Here is a 19488-nt window from a genome sequence, read left to right on the forward strand (position 1 = left end):
GGAACAGGGCGCACGATGACCGCGCAACTGCGGGAGACGGGTATGGCGCGGGCGACGATCGGGAGCGGGGCCGGCATGATCCACGGGGGGCTGGTCGCGCTTGCGCTCGCCCTGCCGGCGGTTCGCGTGGCGTCGGCCGCGGAGCTCGACATGGATCGGGCCGCGTTGCGCACCGACGCGCCCGCTACCGCATCGGCGGACGTGGATCCTTCGCGCCGCATAGCGCTGTCGGACGCGCAGGCCGTCGCCGACCTGTTGGCCGGCCTGCTTCGCCACCCGGACGAGGCGGTGCGCCGCGACGCCGCCACGGCGCTCGGGAAGATGGGTCCTGCGGCACGGAGCGCGCTCGTGGCGCTGCAGGAAGCCTACGACCGCGAGTTCGAATTGTTGCCAGTGGGCACACTCATCGGACCAGGCAGCACGATGGCCGTGATCGGGTCGGCGATGCTCCGGATCCGCAGTGGCACCGCACCACCGGACAGTGGTCCTGTATGCGCCGATCCGGAGGCCCGATGAGCGCTGAAAGCGGGCAACGTCTGGAGAGATGGATCTATGCAATCCGCCTCTTCATCTGGATAGCGTCGATCTACGTCGTCTCGGTTCCGCTCAGGCGACTGCGGGACACTCTCGGCGGGGACGTCTACGTGTGGACGGCGTTGGCTGTGCTCGCCCTCGGTTTCGTCGTCGGCGTCCTCTTGGCGTTCGTCGCCAGACGCCTTGCGGCTCGGCGCCGAATGAGGTCGTAGTGCGCGCATCTGGGGCGGCGGCCCCGGCGACGAACCCGCCCGGCCGCGGTCAGGAGAAATCGGCGTCGAGGACGATGCGGTAGCGGGCTTTGCCGGCGCGGAGGTGGTCGAGGGCCTCGTTCGCCCGGCTCATCGGGAAGTGCTCGGTCTTCGGCGCGATCGCATGCCGCGCCGCGAAGCCGAGCATCGTGTCGATGGCGACGCGCGAACCGGTCGGCGAAGCCGACAGCGAACGCTGGCCCATCATCAGCGGAAAGACGGAGACCTGGATCCCGTCGAGCACGGCGCCGACGACGTGCAGGCGGCCGTTCGGCGCCAGCGCGCCGAGCAGGCCGTTCCAGTCGAGGCTGACGTTGACGGTGTCGAGGATCAGGTCGAAGTGGCCGGCCAGCGCCTTCAGCGCGTCGGCATCGCCGGTGGCGACGACGTGGTGGGCACCGAACGCGCGCGCCTCCTCTTCCTTCGAGCGGCTGCTGGTGAAGGCGGTGACCTCGCAGCCCCAGGCGCGGCAGAACTTCAGCGCCATGTGGCCGAGGCCGCCGATGCCGACCACGCCGACCTTCGCGGTCGGGCGGATGCCGAATTCGTAGAGCGGGGTGAACACGGTGATGCCGCCGCAGAGCAGCGGCCCGGCCTCGGCTGCCGGCAATGCTTCCGGCACCGGCACCACCCAGACCCAGTGCGCGCGCACGCGTTCGGCGAAACCGCCGTGGCGGCCGGCGATCGTCGGGCGGACCCGGGGGCAGAGGTTGTGCCGGCCGGCGAGGCACTGTTCGCAACTCATGCAGCTCCAGGCCGACCAGCCCAGGCCGACACGCTGGCCGAGCGCCAGCCCCTTCGCCTGCGCACCGAGCGCGACCACCCGCCCGATCACCTCGTGCCCGGGCACGAAGGGATAGCGGCTGAAGCCCCATTCGTTGTCGAGCATCGACAGGTCGGAATGGCAGAGCCCGCAGTGATCGACCGCGATCTCCACCTCCTCGTCGCCGAGCGGACCGGAGTCGAAGTGGAAGGGCTCGAGCGGACCGCCGGGCTGGCTGGCGGCGAGGGCGCGGATCGTGCTCATGGTGATTTCCCCTGCGGCTGGATGCCGACGATACGCCCGGTGCCGGCACTACGTCCCGCCCCGGTTGCGATTTGCGGTAGTTTCCCTGGGCATGAAGCGCGCGGACAGGTCGGACAGTCGATGCAGAGGTCACGATGAAGGATGAAGCACTGTCGGAGCTGAAATCACTGCTGGATCCGCCGCAAGTCGATGAAGTCGCATGACGAAGCGGCTCCGCGCTCGACGGCTTCGGCGGCGATGAACCGCCGGTCCGAGGGCGACATCTTCGCGCCGGTGCACCGCGCCCTTCGCCGGGGCCGCGTCGCGAGCGCCCTGCGCCTGCTTCTCGACGACGCGGGCAGACTGCAGCGGCGATTCGAAGTCGACCGCAACCACGCCTGGTACCTGGTCGGCGACGGCCGCTACCGGCGGCGGGAATTCCACGAGGCGATCCGCGCGTTCCGGCGCGCGCTCGCGAGCGATCCGGCCGACGACGACGCGATGATGGCACTCGCCAACTGCCACTCCGAACTCGGGAACCCGCGCTGGAGCAGGCACTACCTGACGCAGGCGCTCCGGCTCGCGCCGGGAAATCCGGCGCTGCTCTACAACCTCGGCAACGCATGGTTCGACTCCGGAGAATTCGCGACGGCGATCGGCCTCTATCGCCGCGCGGCGAAGCGTGCCGCGCCCGAGCTCAAGACCGCCTGCGGGCGCAACGAAGCGCTCGCGAGATTGCGGTCGCGCGGGACAGCCCGATCGCGACGGGACTTGCCCGGGGAGCGGCAGTGACCGTGCCCCAGGAAAGCCACAGGGAGATCCGCTGATGGCAATTAGATCGAGATTTCTGCCGATGGTCGGGATGCTGCTCGTGGGGTCGATGGCCGCCGCAAACTCATTCCGCGAGATGCCGCTCGAAGAGCGGGTTGTCGAGTCGGAGTTGGTGGTCGTCGCCGATTTCGTCGCCCCCGCAAGCTGTCCAGAAGACAGTGGGCGCTGGTGCGCGGACGGGAGATATATGGCGACCTTTCGAGTGCGCAACAGCCTCAAGGGCGAAGTGCAGGATGGCGAGATCGTGGTGCAATGTCGCACCAACGTGCCCGAAGGCAGTCCGGAAGCATGCGATCCCGGGCGCTATATCCTGTTCCTCGAGCGCTCGCGAGCGGGGCATTGGATCATCGTGGGCGGCCCGTACGGCGCGCTGAATATCCGATGAAGTCGTCAGGAATTCCTTCGGGCGGATGCCCAGTGGATCGCCCTCGTTGATTCGGTCACCGTGTCTCGGAGTCAGCGCGAAGCAGATCGTGTCGAGTAAGCGCTCGTCCTGGTCAAGGATCGCTGTCGTGAGCGAGGGCTGCTGACGAATCCGAAAACGCGACGGGCCCTTTTCGATCGCGGCCGATGAATCCCGGAGCGGCCCCTCGCGCAGCGGGGCGCCGCAGCTGCGTTACCCCCGCCGCGATCGAAAAAGCGCGACCTGATAGATTTCGGGTCCCGATGCCCAGCCCCGCCCCGATGATCGACGCCCCCGACACCGCCGACACCCGCATCGCCGCCGCGCTGACCGCCCGCGGCCGGCTGAAGGAGGCCGACCTGGTGCGTGCCCAACGCCTGCACGCCGAGTCAGGTGGCGCGCTGACCGCGCTGCTGGTGCGGCTGGGCATGGTGTCCGAGCGCGACATGGCCGAGACCGCGGCCGAGACCCTCGGCCTGCCGCTGGTCTCGGCGAAGGACTGCCCGGACGCGCCGCCGCCGGGGGTGCAGCTGAGCCTGCGCTTCCTGAAGCAGCTGGCGGTGTGCCCGATCGGCGAGGACGCGCACGGGCTGGACCTGCTGGTCGCCGAACCGCAGGACCCCTATGCCGCCGAGGCGGTGGCGCTGGCGACCGGCCGCGCGGTGCGGGTCAAGGTCGGCCTGCGTGCCGAGATCGCCGATCTGATCGAGCGGTATTACGGCTCCGGCCGCAGCGCGATGGGCACGATCGTCGAGAACCTCGGCGACGAGGCCGGGGGCGAGGAGGCCGACGTCGAGCAGCTGCGCGACCTCGCGTCCGAGGCGCCGGTGATCCGCCTGGTGAACCTGATCATCCAGCGCGCGGTCGAGCTGCGCGCCTCCGACATTCACATCGAGCCGTTCGAGAACCGCCTGAAGGTGCGCTACCGCGTCGACGGCGTGCTCGAGGAAGCGGAATCGCCGCCGGCGAACCTCACCGCGGCGGTGATCTCGCGCATCAAGATCATGGCCAAGCTCAACATCGCCGAGCGCCGGCTGCCGCAGGACGGCCGCATCATGGTGCGGGTGCAGGGCAAGGAACTCGACCTGCGCGTGAGCACGGTGCCGACCGCGCACGGCGAGAGCGTGGTGATGCGCCTGCTCGACCGCGAGTCGGTCGTGCTCGACTTCAGGGCGCTGGGCTTCACCGACGAATTCCTCGGCCAGTTCGTGAAGGTGCTCGAGCAGCCGCACGGCATCCTGCTCGTGACCGGCCCGACCGGCTCCGGCAAGACGACCACGCTGTACGCGGCGCTGAACCAGCTCAATACCCCCGACGTGAAGATCATCACCGTCGAGGACCCGGTCGAATACCAGATCGAGGGCATCAACCAGATCCAGGCCAGGCCGCAGATCGGCCTGGATTTCGCGCATGCGCTGCGCAGCATCGTCCGCCAGGACCCGGACATCATCATGATCGGCGAGATGCGCGACCTCGAGACCGCGCGCATCGCCATCCAGTCGGCGCTGACCGGTCACCTGGTGCTGAGCACGCTGCACACCAACAACGCCGCCGGCGGCATCACGCGCATGCTCGACATGGGCGTCGAGGACTACCTGCTCACGTCCACCGTCAACGGCATCCTCGCCCAGCGCCTGGTGCGCCGGATCGAACCGACGCACGCGGAAAAATATGAAGCGCTGCCGGAGGTGATCGAGGAATTCGGCCTGCGCCGCTTCCAGCCCGAGGGCCCGATCTTCCTGACCCGGCCGAAACCGTCGGCGCTCACGCCGACCGGCTACCTCGGCCGCACCACGATCATGGAATTCCTGGTGATGGACGACAGCCTGCGCCGGCTGGTGATGCAGCACGCCGGCATGGGCGAGCTCGAGGAGGCGGCGCGCGCCCGCGGCATGCGCACGATGTACGAGGATGGGCTGGTGAAGGCGATGCAGGGCCTGACCACGATCGAGGAAGTGCTGCGCGTGACCCAGGAAGCCTGAGGCCATGCCGCTGTTCCGCTACCGCGCGCTGTCGGCGACCGGCGAGACCCTCGACGGGCAGATGGAGGCCGCCAGCGCCGAGGAAGTGGCGTTCCGCCTGCAGGAACAGGGCCACCTGCCGGTCGAGGCGCGGCGCGCCGATGCCGGCGAAACCGCGAGCTTCGCCGGCCTGTTCCGGCGCAGCGAATTCGACGGCAAGCAGGTGCTGGAATTCACCCAGCAGCTGGCGACCCTGCTCGGCGCCGGGCAGCCGCTCGACCGCGCGCTCGGCATCCTGCTGGAGCTGCCGGAAAGCGCCGAGAGCCGCCGCGTCATCGAGCGCATCCGCGATGCGGTGCGCGGCGGCGCCCCGCTGTCGACGGCGCTGGAACAGCAGCACGGCCTGTTCCCGCGCCTGTACGTGAGCCTGGTGCGCGCCGGCGAGGCCGGCGGTTCGCTGCACGAGAGCCTGCGCCGGCTCGCCGACTACCTCGAACGCAGCGGCGCACTGCGCTCGCGGGTGATCAATGCGCTGATCTACCCGGCGATCCTGGTCACCCTGGTCGTGCTGTCGGTGGTGTTCCTGCTGACGACGGTGGTGCCGCAGTTCCAGACCCTGTTCGAGAGCCTCGATGCCGAGCTGCCGTGGTATTCGCAGGCGATCCTCGACATCAGCCTGTTCCTGCGCGCGTGGTGGTGGCTGCTGCTGCCGGCGGTCGTCGCGCTCGGCGTGTGGGCGGTGTGGGCGCTGCGGCGGCCGGCGGCGCGGCGGGCGATCGACGTGCGCCTGCTGCGTGTCCGCCACGTCGGCGACCTCGTCGCCAAGCTCGACACCGCGCGGCTGGCGCGCACCCTCGGCACCCTGGTGCGCAACGGCGTGCCGCTGCTGACCGCGCTGAACATTTCCCGACCGGTGTTGTCGAACCGGGTGCTGGCCGAGGCGGTGGAAGCCGCGGCCGAGGAGGTGAAGACCGGTAGCGGCCTCGGTTACGCGCTGGGGCGGCAGAAACTGTTCCCGCGCCTCGCGGTGCAGATGATCCAGGTCGGCGAGGAGTCGGGCGAACTCGACGGCATGCTGCTCAAAGTTGCTGACACTTTCGACCAGGAAACCAGCAATGCGCTCGACCGCGTGCTCGCGGCGCTGGTGCCGCTGCTCACGCTGCTGATGACGGCGCTGGTCGGGGGCATCATGCTGTCGGTGCTGCTGCCGATTTACGATCTGACTTCGGCGATTTAGACATCGCGCCTGAAGGCGCTCCTACGGTGGTCGGGAACGAGAGTGAAGGGATGATGCGCAGGAATATGAAGATCCACAGCCGCCAGGGTGGTTTCAGCCTGGTCGAAATCATGATCGTGATCGTGCTGATCGGCGGCATCGTCGCGCTGGTCGCGAACCGCGTGATGAACTCGAAGGCGCAGGGCGACTACCGCCTCGCGCAGGTGCAGCTCGACACCCTCGCCGGCAAGGTCGACCAGTTCCGCAGCGACACCGGCCGGTTGCCGGATTCGCTCGAACAGCTGGTGACCTCGCCGGGCCTGCAGGGCTGGCTCGGCCCCTACGCGCAGGCGAAGGAACTCGTCGATCCGTTCGGCACGCCGATCGAATACCGTCGCCCGGGCAGCAACGGGCCGTTCGAGCTCGTCAGCCTCGGCGCCGACGGTGCCCCGGGCGGCGACAGCTTCAACGCCGACATCCGCAAGCCCTGAGCCATCCGCGCCGGCGACGACGATGAAGCGCCAGCGCGGCTTCTCGCTGCTCGAGATCGTCGTCGTCATCGCCCTGATCGCGATGCTCGCCGGCATCGCCGCGGCGACGATCGGCCGGGCGATGCCCGGGCAGCAACTGCGCGGCAGCGCCCGCGAGCTGGCGACCCAGCTGCGCTTCACCCGCGCACAGGCGATCGCCAGCGGCCGCGAGCAGGTGTTCGAACTCGACCTCGGCAGCCGCGCGTGGCGCGGCGCCGGCGGCCGCAGCGGCCGCGTGCCCGAGGACTTCGAACTGATCGTCACCACCGCCCGCGACCCGCGCCCGCAGCGCGAGGTCGCGGTCGTGCGCTTCTTCCCCGACGGCGCCGCCACCGGCGGCCGCATCGTGCTGCAGTACCGCGACGCCGCCTGGCGCATCGACATCGGCTGGCTCACCGGCGAGGTGAAGCTGGCGCGCGGCCGGGGCGAGCCGTGAGCACGCCGGCTCGCCAGCACGGTTTCACCCTGCTGGAACTGCTGCTGTCCTTCCTGTTGCTCACGGTCGGGCTCGGCCTGCTGGTGGCGATCCTCGGTGGCGGCCTGACCCAGGTGCGGCAATCCGGCGACGCCACCGGCGCCGCCCTGCACGCGCAGTCGCTGCTCGAACAGCTCGGGGTGATGGGCCCGTTGGAGCCGGGCGAACACCACGGCGAGTTCGACGGCGGCCGCTACCGCTGGGAGCTGCGGATCGAGCAGGTCGAGGACCCGGTGCCGCCACCGCTGCCGTCGCTGGACCAGTCGCCGGTCGAACGCGTCGGCCGCCGTCTCGGCGAACCGATCCTCTACCGCGTGCAGCTCGATGTGCACTGGGGCGAGGACGACTGGGCGCGCAGCCTGCAGTTCGTGACGCTGCGGTCGCGCTTCCCGGCGCCGGAGGCGATCGGGCCATGAAGCGCGCGCGCGGCTTCACCCTCGTCGAGATGATGCTGGTGGTGACCCTGCTGGCGGCGGCGCTGGCGCTCGGCTTCGCGACGCTGCGCAACGCCACCCAGGCCACCGAGCGCGCCGAGGAGACCGCGCAGCGGCAGGAGCGGCTGCGCGCGGTGCAGGGCTTCCTGCGCCGGCAACTGGCGGCGGCGATGCCGCTGCCGATGGCGCCGGTGGACGCCGACGACGCCCCGGAAGTCTTCCTGGCCGCCGGCGACGAGCTCAGCTTCGTCGCGCCGATGCCAGGCTACCTGTCGCGCGGCGGCCCCTACCTGCAGACCTTCCGGCTGGTGCCGGACCGCGGCGGCCTGCGCCTGGAGTTCGAACACCGCCTGCTGACCCTCGACGGCCCGGCCGAGCCCGAGCGCGAACCCGAGGTGCTGCTCGACGGCATCGCCGAGGGCCGCTTCGAGACCCGGCGTTTCGACGAGCGCGGCAACGCCGGCGGCTGGACCTCCCGCTGGAAGAACCCGGACGAGATCCCGCGCCTGGTGCGCCTGCGCCTGCGCATGCAGGACGGTGCCGGCGACTGGCCGACCCTGGTGGTGGCGCCGCGGCTGGGCCAGAACGCGCCGCCGGTGGCCAGCGGCGACACCCCCGGGGTGCCGCGGGAGGACGAGGAATGAGCCGGCCGATGCGTGCGCACGCGCGCGGCGCCGCGCTGCTGATCGTGCTGTGGATCGTGCTGCTGCTGTCGGGCCTGGTCGCGGTGTTCGCGCTGACCGCGCGCACCGAGGCGCTGCAGGGCACTGCGCTGCGCCAGCAGGCGGTCGGCCGGCACATGGCCGAGGCCGGCGTCGAGATGGCCGCCTACCGGCTCGCCGCCAGCGACCCGAACGCGCGCTGGATGGCCGACGGTCGTGACAACACCTTCGAGTTCGAGGGCTGGACCCTGACCGTCGCGGTGCAGGACGAGGCCGGCAAGTTCGACCTCAACGTCGTCGAGTCGCCGCAGCTGGCCGAACTGATGCGCGCCCTCGGCATGGACGACGCCCGTGCCCGCGCCCTGGCCGGCGCGATCCAGGACTTCCGCGACCCGGACGACCTGCTGGCGATCGAAGGCGGCGCCGAGGACCGCGACTACGAAGCCGCCGGCCTGCCCTACGGCGCCAAGGACGCGCCCTTCGTCAGCCTGAGCGAGCTGCAGCAGGTGCTCGGCATGGACCTGGAGACCTATCGCCTGCTCGAGCCCTATCTGACCGTCTTCACCTCGCGCCCCGAGCCCGACGCGGCCTTCGCGCCCGGTCCGGTGCTGCTGGCGATGGGCCTGGCGCCGGACCTGGTGGCGACGCTGCTGGCGCAACGCGCCGCCTGGGAGCCGGGCCTGCCGTTGCCGCTGCTGCCCGACGGCAGCGCCCTCGCCGTGGTCGGATCGGGTACGTATAGTGTCGCCAGCCGCGCCACCCGCCCGGACGGCACCGAGGTCCGGATCACCGCCGTCATCCGCATCGGCGCCGGCGCCGGCTTCGGACAGACCTACGCGCCGCTGGCGTGGCGGGTGGGAGAACCCGACTGATGCCTGCCGCCGACCGCCTGCCCGCCCTGCTGGAAAACCTGTCGCTGCGCGTCGCCCGCAGCCCGTTCCCGGGCTGGCTGGCCGAGGCCGGCGAGGCCCTGCGCGCGCTGCTGCCGCGGCGCTGGCGGGCGCTGTTCGAGGACGGCGCCCAGCGCCTGTTCCTGCAGCCGGGCGCCGACGGCATTCAACTGTTCGCCAGCGACCGCCAGGGCGACCGCCACCTCGGCGCCGTCGCCGGCGACGATGCCGCCGACCTCGCCGAGATCGGCCGCCGTCTCGACCAGGCCGGCGCCCCGCGCTGGCTGCTGTTGCCGGCCTCGACCGTGCTGCGGCGCGTGCTGAGCCTGCCTGCCGCCGCCGAGCCGCGGCTGCGCGAGGTGCTCGGCTTCGAGATCGACCGGCAGACGCCGTTCGCCGCCGACCAGGTCTGCTTCGAGGGCCGCGTGCTCGGCCGCGACGCCGGTGGCCAGCACCTGCAGGTCGAACTGCTGGTGCTGCCGAAGAACAGCCTCGATGCGGCGCTGAAGGCGATCGGGCCGCTCGCCGCCGGCATCGCCGGCGTCGACGCGGTCGCCGCCGACGGCCGCCGCCTCGGCGTCAACCTGCTGCCCGCCGGCCGCCGCGAAAGCCGCAGCCACCCGGTGCGGCGGCTGAACCTGATGCTGGCCGCCGCGGCGGTGTTCTCGATCGTGCTGGCCGGCTGGCTGGTGCTCGACAACCGCGCGCGCAAGCTCGCCGAATTCGAGGCCGCCGTCGCCGCCGCGAACGACGAGGCGCGCGAGGCGCGCCGCCTGCGTAACCAGCTGCAGGTGTCGGCGAACGCCGCGAACTTCCTCGCCAACGCCCGCGCCGCGCGGCCGACGATGCTGGAAGTGCTCGCCGACCTGACCCGGCGCATCCCCGACGACACCGCCCTCGACAAGCTCGCGGTCACCGGCGACCGCCTGGTGATCGTCGGCCAGAGCCGGGCGGCGCCGGCGCTGGTCGCGCTGCTGCAGGAATCGCCGCTGCTGCGCGAACCGGCGCTGGCCGGCGCCGTGCAGGCCGACCCGCGCAGCGGCCGCGACCGCTTCACGCTGACCGCGACGATCGTCGCGGCGCCCGCCGCCGCGCCGGAGGTCGAATGAATCCGGTGATGAAGCGGCGCGCCGGCGTACTCGCGGGGCTGGCGGTGGTCGCGGTGCTGGCCTATTTCGTGTTCGTGCACTGGTGGTTCACCGTGCCGATGCTGGCGATGGGCGACCGCATCCAGGAACTGCGCGACCAGCAGCAGCTGCTGCGCGCCGAGATCGCGCAGAAGCCGCAGCTGGAACTGGCGCTGGCCGGGGTGCGCGCCTTCGAGGAGGGCAATCCCGGCTTCCTGCCCGAGAGCAACCGCCAGCTCGCGACCGCGGCCCTGGTGCAGCGGCTCGAGGCGGTGGTCGAAGGCACCACCGGTGGCGCCGCCAGCTGCCGGATCACCGCGCGCACGCCGTCGGAATCGCGGGTCGAGGAACCCTTCGTGCGCGCCACCGTGAAGGTGACGCTGCGCTGCGGCATGGGCGAGCTGGCGGCGATCCTGCACGCGCTCGAGAGCGGCAGCCCGCAGCTGTTCATCGACAACCTCGACCTGCTGTCGCGGCGCAGCTTCCTCGGCAATGCCCGCGAGGGCGGTGCGCTCGAGGTCAGCTTCGACCTGTACGGCTACCTGAAGACGCCGGCGACGGCCGGGGAGGGCGGATGATCGCCCGCGTACCGGCCACGACCGGCCTGCTCGCCGCGACCGCCTTCTGGGGCCTCGGCCTGCTGGTGCTCGCCCTGCTCGGGCTCGGCGGCACCGTCGGCCCGCATCCGGAGAATCCCGCGCTGGCGCCGCCGCTGCCGGCGGTGAGCCTGGTCGAGATGGAAAACCGCCTCGGCCCGCTGTCGATGTATGCCGAAGTCGCCGAACGGCCGCTGCTCAATGCCGACCGCCGGCCGGCGCCGGTCGCCGCGAGCGCCGGCGCCGAGGACGCCCCACTCGACGTCGTGCTGACCAGCGTGCTGCTGGTCGGCGACGTGAAGCTGGCGATCGTCGAGCGCCCGGACGACCCGACCGCCTACCGCGTGCGGATCGGCGAGGGCGTGCCAGGCACCGGCTGGCGCCTGGTCGAACTGCAGCCGCGGTTGGCGGTGTTCGACGGGCCGCAGGGCCGGCGCGAACTGGCGCTGCGGGTATTCGACGGCACCGGCGCGCCGATGCCACCGCCGCTGGCCGCGCCGACGCCGCCGGCCCCCGCGAACGCCGCCGCGCCGCCTTCGCCGGCTGCCGATGCCGCCGCCCCGGTGCCGGCCCCGGCCAGCGACGGCGCCAACGTGGCGGCACCGGCGAATCCCGGCGCGGCCGAGGAACTGACGCCGGAACAGCAGGTCGAGGCGATCCGCCGCCGCATCGAGGCGCGGCGGGCGATGCGGGCCCAGGAGAACGCCCGCGAACGCGCGGCCCAGGCAGGGGACAACAGGTAGAGTGATCCGATGAAGAAGATTCCGACCCCGGCGATCGTCCTGGGCCTGGCCCTGCTCGTATTCCTCGCCGGCTGCGCGACGACCTCGCCGCCGGTGATCCAGCGCGGCGCCGACCCGCTCGCCCGTGCCGATGCCGCGGTGGTGCTGCCGCCCCCGGCGGACGTCCCCGTCGACGCCGGCCCGGCCGATGCCGGCGCCGTGGCCGCGACGGGCGGTCCCGGCGCGGTGCTGGTGCCCGGCACCGGCCGCGTGATCAACCAGGAACTCGCCGCGCAGCCGGCGCCCTCGCTCGACGGCGTCGGCGAGGCCACGTTCAACTTCGAGGGCCAGTCGCTGCACGCGGTGGTGAAGGCGATCCTCGGCGACCTGCTGCAGCAGAACTACGTGATCGCGCCGGGCGTGCAGGGCCAGGTGACGCTGGCGACGCCGCGGCCGGTCAACGGCGCCCAGGCCCTGAGCCTGCTGGAGAACGCGCTGGCCTGGAACAACGCGCGGATGATCTGGTCCGACGGCCGCTACAACATCGTCCCGGCCGACCAGGCGCTGCCGGGCAATCTGGCGCCGCGCACCGGCGGTCCGGCCAGCGCCCGCGGCTACGAGGTGCGGGCGGTGCCGCTGCAGTACATCTCGGCCAGCGAGATGAAGAAGATCCTGGAGCCCTACGCGCGGCCGCAGGCGATCGTCAGCGTCGACAACGCGCGCAACCTGATCGTGCTCGCCGGCACCCGCGCCGAGCTCACGAACTACCTGCGCACGGTCGAGATCTTCGACGTCGACTGGCTGGCCGGCATGTCGGTCGGCGTGTTCCCGCTGATGTCCGGCGAGGCCGAGGCAGTGGTCGACAGCCTCGAGGGCGTGTTCGGCGCCGAGGGCGCGACCCCGCTCGCCGGCATGGTCCGCTTCATGCCGCTGGCCGGGCAGAACGCGGTGATGGTGATCACCCCGCAGCCGCGCTACCTGCGCGAGATCGGCACGTGGATCGAGCGCCTGGACGCCGGTGGCGGCGAGGCGCCGCGGCTGTACACCTACGAAGTGCTGTACATGAAGGCGGTCGACCTGGCCGAGCAGCTGGGCCAGGTCTTCGGCGGGGGCAGTGGCGCCGGCGGTGGCCGCGTCGACGCCGGCGGTCCGCCGTCGATCATGCCGGGCCTGGATCCGGTGCGGATGCGCACGATCGACACCCCGGCGCCGGACGCCGCCGACCCCGGCGCCCGCGCCGAGAACGCCCGCCGCGAGGCCGCGGCCCGCGGTGGCGAGCGCGGCGGCGGCATCGCCCTGGGCAGTTCCGACGACGTTTCGATCAGCGCGGTCGAGGAATCCAATGCGCTGCTGGTGCGGGCGACGCCGGTGCAGTGGGAGTCGATCCGGCGCACGATCGAGCGCCTGGACACGATGCCGCTGCAGGTGCACATCGAGGCGCAGGTGGTCGAGGTCGTGCTGCGCGACCAGCTCAGCTACGGCGTCAACTGGTTCTTCGAGAACGCGATCCCCGACGACTTCCCCGGCGCGAACGGTGTCGGCCGGGTCTGGGGCGACGTCGCCGGCGGTGTCGGCGACACCGGCCTCGGCTGGAGCTTCCGCGGCCCGAACGCGGCGGCGGTGATCAGCGCGCTCGACCGCTATTCCGACATCCGCATCCTGTCGACGCCGTCGGTGGTGGTGCGCAACAACGCCGAGGCCCGCCTCGACGTCGGCGACAAGATCCCGGTCAACAGCACCAGCTTCAATCCGATCACCGGCGGCAACGACGGCACGTACACGAACGTGCAGTACCTCGACACCGGCGTGATCCTGACCGTGAAGCCGCGCATCAGCCGCGACGGCACCGTGTTCATGGAGATCGAGCAGGAAGTCAGCTCGCCCGGCGACACCCCGGACGCCAACGGCAACGTGCCGATCAGCAGCCGCTCGATGACCACCGAGGCGGCGATCAAGAGCGGCGAAACGGTGATGCTTGGCGGTCTGATCCAGGAGAACGGCCTGCGCGGCTCCGACGGTATTCCGGGGCTGTCGCGGCTGCCGGTGATCGGCGGCCTGTTCGGGCGCCAGATCAACAACCGCACGCGCACCGAGGTGATCATCCTGGTGACGCCGACGGTGATCCGTGATCCGAACGAGGCCCGTCGCCTGACCGACGAGTACGGCGAGCGTTTTCGCGCCCTCGATCCGCTGCGCGCGCCGGACGCCGAACGCCGCTGAGATGATCCCGGCGACCCGCGCCGTCTTCCGCGAGCTGTTGCGCCGCGAACTCGAGGAACGCTGGCGCGGCAGCCTGCTCGGCGCCGCCTGGCTGCTGCTGCTGCCGCTGCTGCAGCTGGCGGTGCTGGCCTGGGTGTTCGGCAGCGTGCTGCCGGCGCGCGCGGCCGGCGGGGCGCTGCCTTACGCGGCTTTCCTCGCGCTCGGGCTGTGGCCATGGAACCTGCTCGCCAACGCCGCCAACCGCGGCGTCACCGCGCTCACCGACAACGCCGCGCTGATCGGCAAGGTCGCGGTGCCGCACCGCCTCTACGTCGACAGCCGGGTCGCCGGTGCGGTGCTGCTCGAGATCGCCGGCTTCGTCGTCGTGCTGGTCGCGCTGCCGCTGTTCGGGGTGTCGCTGCAGTGGAGCGGGGCGCCGGCGCTGCTGCCGGCGCTGGCGACGGTGGCGCTGTGGGCGCTGGCGCTGGCGCGCACGCTGGCGGTGCTGCAGGTGTTCCTGCGCGACATCGGCGCGGTGATCGTCGCGCTGCTGTCGCTCGGTTTCTTCCTGGCGCCGGTGCTGTACGACCGCGCGGCGCTGCCGCCGGCGCTCGCCGACGGGCTGGTGCTGAATCCGGCGACGGTGCCGATCGAGGCGGTGCGCGCGGCGCTGCTGCCGGACGCGGCCGTGAACTGGCCCGCGCTGGCCGGCAATGCGGCCGCGGCGCTGCTCGCGGTGTGGCTGTCGGCGCGTTTCCTGCGCGCGGCGCGCAGCCATCTGGAGGATTTCCTGTGAGCGCCGCGCCACTGGTCGAGGCCGTCGGCCTGGGCAAGCGCTATCCGGTGCTCGGCCACCGCGGCGACCGCGTCGCGGCGCTGTGGGACGTGCTGCGCGGGCGGCCGGCGCGACGCTACACCCAGGTGCTCGAGGACGTGTCCTTCGCCGTGCGGCCCGGTGAATCGCTGGCGGTGATCGGCGAGAACGGCGCCGGCAAGTCGACCCTGCTCAAGCTGGTGACCGGCGTGCTGACGCCGAGCAGCGGCACGGTTTCGGCGCGCGGCCGCATCGGCGCCCTGCTCGAACTCGGCGCCGGCTTCCATCCCGAACTCAGCGGCCGCGACAACGTGCGCCTGGCGGCGGCGCTGTACGGGCTCGAGCCGCGCATGCTGGCGGCGAAGCTGCCGGAGATCGAGGCCTTCGCCGACATCGGCGCCTATATCGACGAGCCGGTGAAGCATTACTCCTCGGGCATGGTGGTGCGCCTGGGCTTCGCGGTGATCGCCGCGGTGCGCCCGGAACTGCTGGTGACCGACGAGGTGCTGGCGGTCGGCGACGAGAACTTCCAGCGCAAGTGCATCCGCTGGATCGACGGCTACCTCGCCGGCGGCGGCACCCTGCTGCTGGTGTCGCATTCGATGTACCACGTGCAGAAGCTGTGCCGGCGCGCGCTGTGGCTCGACGCCGGGCGTGTGGCGATGGCGGGGGACGTGTTCGACGTCAGCCAGGCCTATCTCGCGGCGCAGGAAGCGAAGCAGCCGGCGGCCGAGGCGGCGCCGGCGGCGGCCCGCGGTGGCGATGTCGTCATCGAGTCGGCGCGCAGCAACGGCGACGAAAGCGCCACGCCGCTGCTGCTCGAACCCGGCGCGACGCTGCGCCACGAACTGGTGCTGGCGGTGCGCGACGGCCGCGCGCCGGTGGCGATGTTCGGTTGGCTGCGCGCGGACGGCACGCCGGTCTACGGCGTCAGCAGCGAAATCGACGGCGTGCCGGGCGAGGCGCTCGGCGACGGCCGCTTCCGCTTCGTCGTCGAATTCCCGGCGCTGCCGCTGCTGCCGGGGAACTACCGGTTGCGGAGTTTCGCGCTGGATGCGGAAGGCCTGCGCCTGTTCGACCAGCGCGAGCGGGAGATCACCGTGCGCGGGGAGTCACGCGAGTTCGGCGTGGTGCGTCTGCCGCATCGGTGGAATCCATGAGCGGCCTGCCGACCGTCGTCGTGCCGGTGTTCAACGGGCTGGACGCGCTCGACGGCTGCCTGGCCGCGCTCGAGCGTACGCTGCCGGCCGGCACGAACGTCCTCCTCGCCGACGACGCCAGTTCCGATCCGCGCATCGCGCCGCTGCTGGCGGGTTTCGCGGCGCGCAGCCGGCTGGCGGTGCGGGTGGTGACGCGCGCGCGCAACCTCGGCTTCCCGGGCAACTGCAATGCCGCATTCGCCGAGACCGGAGACGCCGACCTCGTGCTGCTCAACAGCGACACCGTGGTGACGACCGGGTGGCTGCAGCGCCTGGCCGCCTGCGCGGCGGCGGACCCGCGGATCGCGACCGTGACGCCGTGGTCGAACAACGCCGAGATCTGCTCGTTCCCGCGCTTCTGCGAGGACAATCCGCCGCCGGACGATCCGGAGGCCATCGCCGAAGCCGCCGCCGGCCTCGACGCCGCCGCGGTCGAGCTGCCGACCGCGGTCGGCTTCTGCATGGTCGTGCGGCGGGCGGCACTGCGCGCGCTCGGCGGCTTCGACGCCGCCACCTTCGGCCGCGGCTACGGCGAGGAGAACGACTTCTGCCTGCGCGCGGCGGCGATGGGCTGGCGCAATGTGCTGTGCCCGCAGGCCTACGTGGTGCACCTCGGCGGCGCCTCGTTCGGGCCGCTCGGGCTGGCCCCGAACGGCGACAACCTGGCGCGGCTGCTGGCGCGCTGGCCGGACTACAACGAGCGCGTCGCCCGCTTCATCCTCGCCGACCCGCTGGCGCTGCTGCGCCAGCGCCTGAACGAGCGCATCGAGCATCTGGCCCGCAGCGGGCCGCAGCGGGACCTGTTCGGCTAGCATTCGCGCATGTCCGTTTCCGTCCTGCCGTTCACCGGCGAGCGCTTCACGCCCGAGTGCGTGCGCGAGATCGCTCACGAGCACTGGCACCGCTACGCCTTCGCCCGGCCGCTGGCCGCCGGCCGCCGGGTGCTCGACGCGGCCTGCGGCGAGGGTTACGGCAGCGCCCTGCTGGCCGCGGCCGGGGCCAGGTCGGTCCTCGGCGTCGACCTCGACGGTGCCACCGTCGAACATGCCCGTGGCCGCTACGGCGACGCCGCCAACCTGCGTTTCGAGGTCGCCGACGCCGCCGCGCTCGACGCGCTGCCGGACGCCGGTTTCGACCTGATCACCAGCTTCGAGACGCTCGAGCACCTGCAGGCCCAGGAAGCCCTGCTGGCGGGCTTCGCGCGGCTGCTGGCGCCGGGCGGGATCCTGCTGGTCTCGACACCGGACAAGCGCCAGTACAGCGACGCGACCGGGGAGAGCAATCCGCATCACGTGCGGGAGCTTTACCGGGAGGAGTTCGAGGCGCTGCTGGCGGACGCATTCCCGGCGCGGCGGCTGTATGCGCAGAAGCTGTTGTTCCAGTCGGTGCTGTGGGACCTCCCCCCCGCCCCCGTAGGAGCGCCTTCAGGCGCGATCCCAATGCGCATTGGGATCGCGCCTGAAGGCGCTCCTACGGGGGCGGGGGTCGGTGCACAGGCGCAGTTGGTGACGCATGACGGCGCGGCCTTCCATCCCGGCCTCGCCTACCCGCCGATGTACTACCTGGCGGCCTGCGCGCACGAAGCCGCCGCACTCGCGACGCTGCCGCCGCTGTCGCTGTACGGCGACGCCGCCGAGAGCGTCTACGCCGACTACCGCGACGAGGTCCGGCGCAACCGCGCCGCCGCCGCCCACATCGCCCACCTCGAGGCCGAACTGGCGCGCCTGCGCGGCGGCGCGCCGTGAGCGCAGGCACCGGCGAGCTGCTGACGTCGCCCGGCGCGGTCGGCATCGGTGCCAACGACATCGGCGTCGTCGTCGTCAGCCACGAGAGCGCCGGCACGATCGGCGAATGCCTGCAGCGCCTGCTCGCCGCGCGCGACGTCTTCCGCATCGTCGTCATCGACAATGCATCGAGCGACGCCACCGTCGCCATCGTCCGCGAACTCTGCGCGCGCGACGAACGCCTGAGCCTGGTCGTGAACGCCGACAACGTCGGCTTCGCCGCCGCCTGCAACCAGGGTGCGACCGCGTTCGCGCAGCCGTGGATCGCCTTCGTGAACCCCGACTGCTACGTCGAGCGCGACACCCTGTCGCGGCTCGTGCGGCATGCGCGCGAGCGCCCCGGCGCCGGCCTGCTCGGCGTCGAGATGGTCGACGAGGCCGGCGTCGTCGACCCGAACTCGCGCCGCAGCGATCCGTCGCTGGCCGACCTGCTGCTGCGCTTCGGCCGCCGCGACGACCTCTACCTCGGCCGCGATCCGGCCCTGGCGCTGCAGCTCGTCGACGCGGTGTCGGGCGCGCTGATGCTGCTGCCGACCGGGCTGTTCCTGCGCCTGGGCGGCTTCGACGAGGGTTACCGCCTGCACGTCGAGGACCTCGACCTGTGCCGGCGCGTGCGCGACGGCGGCTACGAGGTGCTGGTCGCCAACGACCTGCGCGTCGTGCACGTCAACGGCGTCTCCAGCCGCCGCCGCCCGCTGCGGGTGTCCTGGCACAAGCACCGCGGCATGTGGCGCTATTTCCGCAAGTTCGAGGCGCCGCGCGGGCGTTCCTGGACCGCGCCGGCGGTGTGGGTGGCGCTGTGGCTGCATTTCCTGCTCGGCGCGCCCGGCCTGCTCTGGCGCGCCCGCCGCGAGCGTGCGCAGCGCGGGGCGGCGCCGTGACGCCGGCGACGCCGCCGGCGCCGCGCCGTGCGGACAGCATCTACCTGGCGCATCTGGACATCGTGCACGGCTGCCAGCTGCGCTGCGTCGGCTGCCCGAACTCGATCCTGCAGCCGAAGGTGTCGCAGATCGCCGAGGACGCCTTCGCGGCGATCCTGCGCAACATCGACGTCGACCGCATCCACCTGCTGCGCCTGTTCAATTTCGGCGAGCCGCTGCTGCACCGCGGCCTGTCGACGCTGCTGCCGCACATCCGCGCGCAGCGCTGGACCGCCGAACAGGTCGAGCTGTCCACGAATGCGCAGAAGGTCTACTGGGACGATTTCGAGGCGGCCCTGGCCACCGGCGTGCTGACCCGGCTGATCGTCAGCTGCGACGGCGACGGCACCCCGGCCGACTACGAGCGCCTGCGGCCGCCGTCGAAGTGGGACCGGCTGGTGGAGTTCCTCGAGCGCACGAAGGAACTGCGCGATCGCCACTGCCCGCATCTCGAGCTGATGACGATGACCGTCTGCGAGGACGAGGCCGCGCGCGAGCGCTGGCGCGCCTTCCTCGAGCCGCGCGGCTTCACCCCGCGCTTCCGCCGCTGGATGTGGCTGCCGGATTCGAAGCGCAACATGACCGGCCGCGACCCGGCGGCGGGCGAGGGCGTCTGCCTGTTCATGGCCGACCCGTCCGAGTTCACCGAGCATCCCTGGGACGGCCAGATCCACCAGCTCTACTGCGACGCCGACGGCACCGTCGTGCCCTGCTGCGTGCACCCGCAGGCGGCGGTGCTCGGCAACCTGCGCACGCAGACCTACAACGACGTGCTCGCCGGCGCCGCGCGCGCGGGATTCCTCGACGACCTCGCGTTCCGCCGCGACCAGCTGCGCATCTGCAGCCAGTGCGAGGTCGGGCCGGCGCGGGCGCCCGGCGCCCCGCAACAGGCGGCGCTGGATACCTGAAGTCGGGTCAGCGCAACCAGCCCTTC

22 protein-coding genes are annotated in these 19488 nt (G+C 72.0%); 21 read left to right on the top strand and 1 reads right to left on the bottom strand.

Translation table 11 applies throughout. The features are described 5' to 3' along the window. Window positions 1–15 precede the first annotated feature (15 nt). Both K311_RS0105425 and K311_RS18610 read left to right on the top strand, forming a co-directional pair. Entirely contained in the window at window positions 16–516 is a 501-nt protein-coding gene (locus K311_RS0105425; protein ID WP_026816476.1) for a HEAT repeat domain-containing protein, read from the top strand. Further along, window positions 513–746, top strand: a complete 234-nt coding sequence (locus tag K311_RS18610) for a hypothetical protein (RefSeq protein WP_026816477.1) — start codon at window positions 513–515, stop codon at window positions 744–746. The genes K311_RS0105425 and K311_RS18610 overlap by 4 nt, the downstream gene beginning before the upstream one ends. A 49-nt stretch (window positions 747–795) precedes the next feature. Here the strand turns inward: K311_RS18610 and ahr are convergent, their stop codons facing one another. Further along, complete coding sequence (gene ahr / locus K311_RS0105435; protein WP_026816478.1) at window positions 796–1812, bottom strand: NADPH-dependent aldehyde reductase Ahr; 1017 nt, start codon at window positions 1810–1812, stop codon at window positions 796–798. A gap of 237 nt (window positions 1813–2049) precedes the next feature. On the opposite strand from ahr, the gene K311_RS0105440 reads away from it, so the two are divergent. The 19 genes from K311_RS0105440 (at window position 2050) to K311_RS0105530 (ending at window position 19462) form a co-directional block, all read left to right on the top strand. Then, entirely contained in the window at window positions 2050–2583 is a 534-nt protein-coding gene (locus K311_RS0105440; RefSeq protein ID WP_161627297.1) for a tetratricopeptide repeat protein, read from the top strand. Window positions 2584–2644: 61 nt separating this feature from the next. Beyond that, entirely contained in the window at window positions 2645–3007 is a 363-nt protein-coding gene (locus K311_RS0105445; protein ID WP_026816480.1) for a hypothetical protein, read from the top strand. A gap of 281 nt (window positions 3008–3288) precedes the next feature. Then, window positions 3289–5007 carry a type II secretion system ATPase GspE gene (gene gspE, locus K311_RS0105450; RefSeq protein WP_051239541.1) on the top strand — a complete coding sequence of 573 codons (1719 nt, stop codon included), beginning with the start codon at window positions 3289–3291 and terminating at the stop codon, window positions 5005–5007. Window positions 5008–5011: 4 nt separating this feature from the next. Further along, window positions 5012–6223 carry a type II secretion system F family protein gene (locus K311_RS0105455; RefSeq protein WP_026816482.1) on the top strand — a complete coding sequence of 404 codons (1212 nt, stop codon included), beginning with the start codon at window positions 5012–5014 and terminating at the stop codon, window positions 6221–6223. A 65-nt stretch (window positions 6224–6288) separates the two neighbouring features. Next, window positions 6289–6693 carry a type II secretion system major pseudopilin GspG gene (gene gspG / locus K311_RS0105460; RefSeq protein WP_425476569.1) on the top strand — a complete coding sequence of 135 codons (405 nt, stop codon included), beginning with the start codon at window positions 6289–6291 and terminating at the stop codon, window positions 6691–6693. Between the two features lie 22 nt (window positions 6694–6715). Then, a complete protein-coding gene (gene xpsH / locus K311_RS0105465; protein WP_043796988.1) occupies window positions 6716–7168 on the top strand; it encodes a type II secretion system protein XpsH in 453 nt (150 codons plus the stop codon). Then, window positions 7165–7623 carry a prepilin-type N-terminal cleavage/methylation domain-containing protein gene (locus K311_RS15500; protein WP_043796987.1) on the top strand — a complete coding sequence of 153 codons (459 nt, stop codon included), beginning with the start codon at window positions 7165–7167 and terminating at the stop codon, window positions 7621–7623. Before xpsH ends, K311_RS15500 begins: the two co-directional genes overlap by 4 nt. After that, window positions 7620–8285 carry a prepilin-type N-terminal cleavage/methylation domain-containing protein gene (locus K311_RS15505; RefSeq protein ID WP_051239543.1) on the top strand — a complete coding sequence of 222 codons (666 nt, stop codon included), beginning with the start codon at window positions 7620–7622 and terminating at the stop codon, window positions 8283–8285. Before K311_RS15500 ends, K311_RS15505 begins: the two co-directional genes overlap by 4 nt. Beyond that, window positions 8282–9175 carry a type II secretion system minor pseudopilin gene (locus K311_RS15510; RefSeq protein ID WP_245570628.1) on the top strand — a complete coding sequence of 298 codons (894 nt, stop codon included), beginning with the start codon at window positions 8282–8284 and terminating at the stop codon, window positions 9173–9175. The genes K311_RS15505 and K311_RS15510 overlap by 4 nt, the downstream gene beginning before the upstream one ends. Beyond that, window positions 9175–10302, top strand: coding sequence for a PilN domain-containing protein (locus K311_RS15515; RefSeq protein ID WP_051239547.1), 1128 nt, complete (start codon window positions 9175–9177; stop codon window positions 10300–10302). Before K311_RS15510 ends, K311_RS15515 begins: the two co-directional genes overlap by 1 nt. Continuing rightward, window positions 10299–10898, top strand: coding sequence for a type II secretion system protein GspM (gspM, locus tag K311_RS15520; RefSeq protein WP_043796986.1), 600 nt, complete (start codon window positions 10299–10301; stop codon window positions 10896–10898). The genes K311_RS15515 and gspM overlap by 4 nt, the downstream gene beginning before the upstream one ends. Next, a complete protein-coding gene (locus K311_RS0105495) occupies window positions 10895–11659 on the top strand; it encodes a hypothetical protein (protein ID WP_026816485.1) in 765 nt (254 codons plus the stop codon). Before gspM ends, K311_RS0105495 begins: the two co-directional genes overlap by 4 nt. A 9-nt stretch (window positions 11660–11668) precedes the next feature. Then, entirely contained in the window at window positions 11669–13858 is a 2190-nt protein-coding gene (gene gspD, locus K311_RS0105500) for a type II secretion system secretin GspD (RefSeq protein WP_051239549.1), read from the top strand. 1 nt (window position 13859) lies between these two features. After that, window positions 13860–14633 (top strand): ABC transporter permease, encoded by a 774-nt coding sequence (locus tag K311_RS0105505; protein ID WP_026816487.1) that lies wholly within the window; start codon window positions 13860–13862, stop codon window positions 14631–14633. Beyond that, window positions 14630–15811 carry an ABC transporter ATP-binding protein gene (locus K311_RS0105510; RefSeq protein ID WP_026816488.1) on the top strand — a complete coding sequence of 394 codons (1182 nt, stop codon included), beginning with the start codon at window positions 14630–14632 and terminating at the stop codon, window positions 15809–15811. The genes K311_RS0105505 and K311_RS0105510 overlap by 4 nt, the downstream gene beginning before the upstream one ends. Next, entirely contained in the window at window positions 15808–16662 is an 855-nt protein-coding gene (locus K311_RS0105515) for a glycosyltransferase family 2 protein (protein WP_026816489.1), read from the top strand. The genes K311_RS0105510 and K311_RS0105515 overlap by 4 nt, the downstream gene beginning before the upstream one ends. Window positions 16663–16671: 9 nt before the next feature. Continuing rightward, window positions 16672–17595, top strand: coding sequence for a class I SAM-dependent methyltransferase (locus tag K311_RS17530; RefSeq protein WP_051239551.1), 924 nt, complete (start codon window positions 16672–16674; stop codon window positions 17593–17595). Window positions 17596–17639: 44 nt separating this feature from the next. After that, complete coding sequence (locus K311_RS0105525) at window positions 17640–18515, top strand: glycosyltransferase family 2 protein (RefSeq protein WP_026816490.1); 876 nt, start codon at window positions 17640–17642, stop codon at window positions 18513–18515. Continuing rightward, window positions 18512–19462, top strand: a complete 951-nt coding sequence (locus tag K311_RS0105530) for a radical SAM/SPASM domain-containing protein (RefSeq protein WP_026816491.1) — start codon at window positions 18512–18514, stop codon at window positions 19460–19462. Before K311_RS0105525 ends, K311_RS0105530 begins: the two co-directional genes overlap by 4 nt. Window positions 19463–19488 lie beyond the last annotated feature (26 nt).

The organism is Arenimonas composti TR7-09 = DSM 18010, from assembly GCF_000426365.1.
In the GTDB taxonomy this organism is placed as follows: Bacteria; Pseudomonadota; Gammaproteobacteria; order Xanthomonadales; family Xanthomonadaceae; genus Arenimonas; species Arenimonas composti.